Here is a 6024-nt window from a genome sequence, read left to right as displayed (position 1 = left end):
GAGGTCGGGATTTATTGCTGCGTCAATTCCTGGTAGGTCGTTTCAGTGAACGTCGGGAACATTTTCGCCAGTCCTTTTGGCGGCGGATCGTTGAGCGCCGCTTTCACTTCATCGAGGGTTTTATGTTGCGCCACCAGTTGTTCGATCTCGGCTCGACGCGACATCGCGATTTGCAGGCGCTCTTGCAGATCCGCGCGCTTGAGCGGCTGACCATGGCCTGACACATAAACCTGCGCATTCAGTGCAATCAGCGCTTGCATGGTTTTGATCCAGCCGAGGGATGAACCGTGCTTGTTGAGGTGGATGCCAGGGTATTGGCTGAAGTCCGGGGCGAGGATATCGCCGGTGAATACAACATCTTGCGCCGGCAGGTAGATGATCAAGTCACTGTCGGTATGCGCGGGAGCCAAGTGCATCAGTTGCAGCGTCACGCCGTCGACGACAACGGTCTCGCTGTCTTTAACGGTTTTTGTGGGCAAGTAGTCCTTTAACTCGGCCGGCGTGGCCGTGGTATTCATCAACGGGTTTTGCAGGGCTTCCTGCATTTCCGGCCCGGTGTTTTCCTGCGCGATGATCTCCAGGCCACGCGGATAAGCCGGCAAGCCGTTGACGTGGTCTGGATCGCTGTGGGTGAGGATGATGGTGCTCACGGGTTTGGGCGTGATTTGCGCAATGGCCTTCAGGACTTTCTTCGCTGCTGGAGCGAACATCTGCGCATCGACGAGGATGACACTCGAGTTCGCCACGATAATCCCGCTATTGGCCATGCCGCCGCTGACGTAATAAATGCCCTCACTGACGGGATGAACCGTGATGGGCGCTACCGTCGCATACACGGTCAGTAACTTGGCAAGAACGGGCGGAGAGGGCCTCGGCATGAAAAAGGCCACACCAGCCAGGATGGCTACTACAACAACTACGCCTACTGCTGTTTTACGAAACATCGTACTCACTCCGCCACATAAAATTACCGCCACTGTCCTCGTGCAGACCTGTTGGCTTAATGGCTCTTGTAGATTTCCAGCGCTTCTTTGAAGGCTGCCACCGGATCGGTTTTGCTCACCGGCGCGCGGTTGATGCCCTGGCTGCCAATGATCGAGTTACGCAGTACGCCGACACCGGCTATTTCCACTTCGCAGATGTCCCCTTCCTGCATCCACAGTTGCGGTTTACGGAACAAACCCACGCCTGCGGCAGAGCCGGTAACGATGACATCACCCGGTTGCAGCTCGGTAAATTCGGAAATGTAGCTGATGATCTGCGGGAAATTGTAGATCAGGTCCGCGTAGGGCATTTCCTGCACCACGTTGCCGTTCAAGCGCGTAGTAAGCGTCAACGTCGTCGGGTCGGTGATTTCATCGGCAGTGACCATCCACGGGCCGAACGCGCCGGATTTAGGAAAGTTTTTACCTGCGGTGAACATTGGCGAGTGGCATTGATAATCACGCAACGAACCGTCGTTGTAGCAGGCGTAACCGGCGACATGACTGAGGGCGTCGGCCTTACTGATATGCCGGCCAAGTTTGCCGATGATAATTGCGATTTCGCCTTCGAAGTCGTACAGCGGGCTATTGTTAGGCTTTTCCATCGGTGTGGCATGGCCGACGTGCGAACGGGCGGTTCGAGTGAAAATGTACGGCTTTGGCGGCACATGCTCATGCCCACTGAACTGCGCTACTTCCGCACAATGCGAGTGAGTGTTCATGCCCATGCAGAAGATCGCGCCCGGGTTGGTGATCACCGGCAGCAGACTGACCTGACTCAATGTGTAGTCGACCTGACTCGGCAGGGTAAGGTTGTCGAGGCAGGCCAGGCCATGTTCTAACAGAGCTTTCAGGCTAGCCACTTCCGGAAGTCGCGAGCTGAGATCGATGATGCCATCGGCACGTACCAGACCAAAACGTTCACGACCTTCTACGAGATACGAAGCAAGTTTCATGTTGATTCCTACGCATTGAATTTTGATGTGTTGAATTGTTCGGTAATGGGCTCATCGTCACGCGCGCGGATGTGCCACGACGGGCTGCGCTGCGTTGTCCTTTGACTTGGGCATGGACAGCAGGATCAAACCGGCAAGAATCGGCGCAGCCGCAAAGAACAGCGATACCTGGCCACGAGAAAACCCGGAAGCGAACATCCAGCCAGCCAGAGCAGGACCGACAACGCTAGACACGCGGCCGACGCCAAGAATGAAGCCGATGCCAGTCACACGGGTGTGGGGAGGGAAGGCCGAAGCCATGGTCGCGTAAAACACTCCGGTAGCGCCGGAGATGCAGAAGCCGGCGAGGGCGGCCACCAGAATCAACGTCGTCAGCTCCGGCGGGGTGAAGCCAAACACGCCGACGAAGATACCGAAGCCAATCATCCCGAAAGAAGCCACCCGACCGGCGCCTACGCGAGTTGCCAGCGCGCCGAGTACGACCGCACCGATCATCCCAAGGGCATGACTGACAGCCGAAACACGGCTGCCTGTGGCCGGAGGAAAACCGGCATCAGCGATGAACTGAGGCATCCAGTTGAGCAAGAAATACATCGTCGTCGACGCGAGCATGAAAATCAGCGTCAGACGCACGGTGACACCAATGATTTCCGGGCCAAACAACGCTTTGTAGGAAGGTCGTTGCGATTCTCGTTTCTCAGGCAGTTCGCTCAGCGGAGGGTGCTTTAGATGCGCAAGCACACGGTTGACGCGAGCCAGCGCGTTGGCTGGACGACGGGTGAGCAGATACGCTGGGGATTCAGGCAAAACCCAAATGACAATCGGCACCACGATTGCGCCCGCGACAGCGCCGGAGATGTACACCGCGTGCCAGCCAAAGTGCGTCAGCAGCGGTGCCGCGATCAAGCCGCCCAGAATCGAGCCGAAAGTAAAACCAACGGTTGTGATCGCGACAGCGAAGGCCCGACGACGGCTGTTACAGAACTCTGCGGAAATCGACATCGTCAGGGGCACCATCACGCCGATGCCCATTCCGGTGATTACCCGGCACGCCGCCAGGGTCTGGATATTTTCGCAAAAAGCCGAGAGCAGTGAGCCGCCGATCATCAGCGCGAGACCACCAAACACCAAGGGTCGACGCCCCCATACATCTGCCAGCGGCGACAGCGCCAAAGCACCGATTGCCATGCCGACCAGGCCGCTGGAAAGCAGCATCCCCAGCGTGGCTTTATCAATGTTCCAGGCCACGCTCAACGCCGGCGCGGTGAACGCGGTCGCCAACACGTCGTAACCGTCGAGTGCAGCCAGCAATACGGATAGGCACAGCACCAGAATCTGGGCGCGGCTCATGGGCATTTCGTCAATCGAGGGCAGTAGACCGGCCCCCTTGGTTATGATTGTCATCGCACGCTTCCTGTTGAGCCTGGGCCTTTCAGATTCGGCGATGCCGGACGCCTGAAAGGCTGGCTGTTTATTGTTGTTGGTGTCGAGCAGCGTCATTGCCGGCTAGCGGGTGCAGCATCAAGCGGGTTGCAATGCCCTTGCCTCAGCAAGCCAGGCTTTGCCTTCGGCATACAGTTGATGGGTCGCTTCGGTGTTGTCGACGTATTGCCCGGGCTGAACGGCGAAACCGGTTTTGTTCAGCATGAAGCCCAGGTATTTGTATGCCGGGTCGAACTGGCTGGTGTCCATCCACAGGCTTTTGAACCAGAACACCAGCGATGGCTCGATGCTGTCGAGGCGGTCTTTCTGATAGATGCAGTAGCGACGGGAGATCTTCCAGTTGCCGTTGTCCTTGACGATGAAGTCGTAGAACAGCGCCTCTGACGTCAGATCCAGACCGGGGCTGGCGACTTCCGAGCGGGCCATGATCGATGCCGGCGTGATCGCGATGGCACGGTCAGCGCTGACGTCGATGATCGAAGGTTTCATCACGTGCATGGTTTTCACCGGGCTCTTCGACATGCCTTTCGAGCCTTCGACAAAGCCCTGAATCGAACCGATGTACCAGGTTAGATGGATGGTCCCGTCATCGACGAACGTCGAGCGCAATTCGTCCCACATTTTATGGTCGCGAAAGAACCCCCAGTTCAACAGCAACTGGCTGATCTCGGTGATGTCCTGCGCGTTTGCCTTGTTCTTGTTGGTCATGGAAAAAACGCTTCCGGTCGGGTGGAAAATGAGTTGAGAAAGACGCTTTCTCAGGTTGTGCGGGGTTACTCAGTAAGGTTGCGAAATGGCCGTCAAGGCAGCCATCATCACCGCGCCGTTTTCGGTGGGCGGCGCTTTCCTTTGTTCCAGTTGCGAGAGCTTGACGCTGCTGTCGACGACGGTTTTTACCCGCTCGAAACGGCGTTGCATGAACGCATCGAGTGCTTCTGGCAATGAGGTGGCGGTTGCAATGCACTGGCCCAGCACTACTGCGTCTTCGAGCGCCATGCCGGCGCCCATACCCAAATGCGCGGTGGTTGCGTGGGCGGCGTCACCGATCAACAGGGTGCGACCGCGATGCCATTGATCCGGGACGAGAATCCAGTCGAACGGGCGCCCGATCAGTGCGGAGTCTGACTTGAGACGCTCTTGAAGGTGCTTGATCGGTGCCGCTGAAATCGAATCCAGCAAGCGTGTAAAGAGCCCGAGCACATCGGCGTCGCTCAGCCATGTGCGCTCGGGAATCGTCAGCACGGCCGGGACATACGTCAGGTTTTGATGCGGCAGATGGTAGAAGCCTACTTTGCCGACATCGCTTGTGTACCAGCCTTCGCCCTCGATGGCCGGGCCAGGAACCATCCAGCGAATGCTGATCTGGCCGGAGTACTCAGGCTCGCCAATCTCGGGGAAAACCATTTTGCGGGTGTGAGAGTGGATACCGTCAGCGCCTATCACCAGATCGAATGCGCGAGTTTCACCATCGGAAAAAGTCACCAGCGCTGAATCGCCACTGTCGTCGATGGCAGTGATCGTCAGGCCTTTGCGAATGCTGCACAGAGAGTTCGCGGTGTTTTCCAGAATTTGCGCAAACGCTGGACGGAATACGGCAACGCCATCCTTCGAACCTGGCCATTCTGGTCTGCGAGGTGCCGCGCGGAGCAGTTGCCCGTCAGCGGCGTAGAGCGAGGCAGCAGTCGAATCAGCAGTGAAAGTTCTGCCGGTGTCGCAGCACTCTTGGTACACCCCAAGTTCAAACAGGGCTTCGGCCGCACGACCGGACAAGGCCATTGAGGCGCCGTCAGGCTTGCCGTGGAGTTCGACCACTTCACAATGCACACCGAGGCGGGACAAGGCGATCGCCGCCGACAGTCCCGCAACTCCACCACCTACAATTAGCGCTTTCGAAATACAGGCCATTTTTCGACATTCTCATCTGGGTCAGACTGTTGTTGTAAGAAGCACCTCTGTCTTGAGGTTGCGCCGGTTCTGCGTGGACATATCCACGGTCTTCTGCCCGGTGAGCAAAGTCGCGAGAACCGGCACTACGGTGGAAACTGTAGAGCGCGGCTGATCTTGTCGAAAGATGGCAAAACACTTAGGGTGTTACCTGAAAGGTATATACCCCTGAAGCCTTTCTCTTTTGCCTCGGGAGGCTGTCACGCGATGAAAATGCACCACTTTCGCAACGTCGTAGCGGTCGTTGAACGCGGCAGTCTGCGCGCCGCCGCACGGAGTCTGGGCCTCGCTCAGCCGGTCGTGTCGCGAAGCCTTAAGGAACTGGAAGAGGAGTTGGGCGTAACCCTGTTCGAGCGAGGCAGGTTAGGAATGGTGCCGACCAAGGCGGGCGAATTGTTCGTGCGGCGTGCCAAAGCGATACAGGCCGAGTACCAGCGCACTCTTGATGAGCTGGATCAACATCGTGGCGTTGATAAAGGTTCTATCGTTGTCGCCTGCTCAGGCGCAGCGTTGATGGGACTGTTGCCCCTGACCCTGGATCGTTTCCGCCGGCGCTTTCCCGGTGTCCGCGTAAAGGTGATTGAAGGCACCTATCCCATGCTGGAGGCCGATATCCGCGATGGCTTGATCGATCTTTATTTCGGCCCCGTGACCAAACCGCAGCAGCACACCAACATGAGCATCAAACCGTTGATGAT

General features: G+C 57.4%; 6 protein-coding genes. 1 reads left to right on the top strand and 5 read right to left on the bottom strand.

The window, feature by feature from the left end; all coding sequences use genetic code 11:
• Positions 1-11 precede the first annotated feature (11 nt).
• The 5 genes from WBB95_RS04720 to WBB95_RS04700 form a co-directional block, all read right to left on the bottom strand.
• On the bottom strand, positions 12-977 hold the full coding sequence (locus tag WBB95_RS04720) for an MBL fold metallo-hydrolase (protein ID WP_424486534.1): 966 nt from the start codon (positions 975-977) through the stop codon (positions 12-14).
• A gap of 23 nt (positions 978-1000) precedes the next feature.
• Positions 1001-1939, bottom strand: a complete 939-nt coding sequence (locus tag WBB95_RS04715) for a fumarylacetoacetate hydrolase family protein (RefSeq protein ID WP_424486533.1) — start codon at positions 1937-1939, stop codon at positions 1001-1003.
• 57 nt (positions 1940-1996) lie between these two features.
• Complete coding sequence (locus tag WBB95_RS04710) at positions 1997-3439, bottom strand: MFS transporter (RefSeq protein ID WP_424486532.1); 1443 nt, start codon at positions 3437-3439, stop codon at positions 1997-1999.
• A gap of 21 nt (positions 3440-3460) precedes the next feature.
• Positions 3461-4090 (bottom strand): nuclear transport factor 2 family protein, encoded by a 630-nt coding sequence (locus WBB95_RS04705; protein ID WP_401208118.1) that lies wholly within the window; start codon positions 4088-4090, stop codon positions 3461-3463.
• 69 nt (positions 4091-4159) lie between these two features.
• The gene (locus WBB95_RS04700; RefSeq protein ID WP_424486531.1) at positions 4160-5287 is read right to left on the bottom strand and encodes an FAD-dependent monooxygenase; all 1128 of its coding nucleotides are present in this window, start codon (positions 5285-5287) and stop codon (positions 4160-4162) included.
• Positions 5288-5533: 246 nt separating this feature from the next.
• On the opposite strand from WBB95_RS04700, the gene WBB95_RS04695 reads away from it, so the two are divergent.
• On the top strand, positions 5534-6024 hold a 491-nt coding region (locus tag WBB95_RS04695), incomplete at its 3' end, for a LysR family transcriptional regulator (protein ID WP_424486530.1).

Source organism: Pseudomonas sp. (genome assembly GCF_049645325.1).
Classification (GTDB): domain Bacteria; phylum Pseudomonadota; class Gammaproteobacteria; order Pseudomonadales; family Pseudomonadaceae; genus Aquipseudomonas.
Note: the sequence above shows the minus strand (reverse complement) of the source record. Positions and strands in the feature narration are given on the sequence as shown.

Excerpts from the sequence above, each read along its gene's own strand:
- WBB95_RS04715 (WP_424486533.1), bottom strand. The coding sequence starts at position 1,939 with ATGAAACTTGCTTCGTATCTCGTAGAAGGTCGTGAACGTTTTGGTCTG.
- WBB95_RS04700 (WP_424486531.1), bottom strand. The coding sequence starts at position 5,287 with ATGGCCTGTATTTCGAAAGCGCTAATTGTAGGTGGTGGAGTTGCGGGA.
- WBB95_RS04710 (WP_424486532.1), bottom strand. The coding sequence starts at position 3,439 with ATGACGCTGCTCGACACCAACAACAATAAACAGCCAGCCTTTCAGGCG.
- WBB95_RS04705 (WP_401208118.1), bottom strand. The coding sequence starts at position 4,090 with ATGACCAACAAGAACAAGGCAAACGCGCAGGACATCACCGAGATCAGC.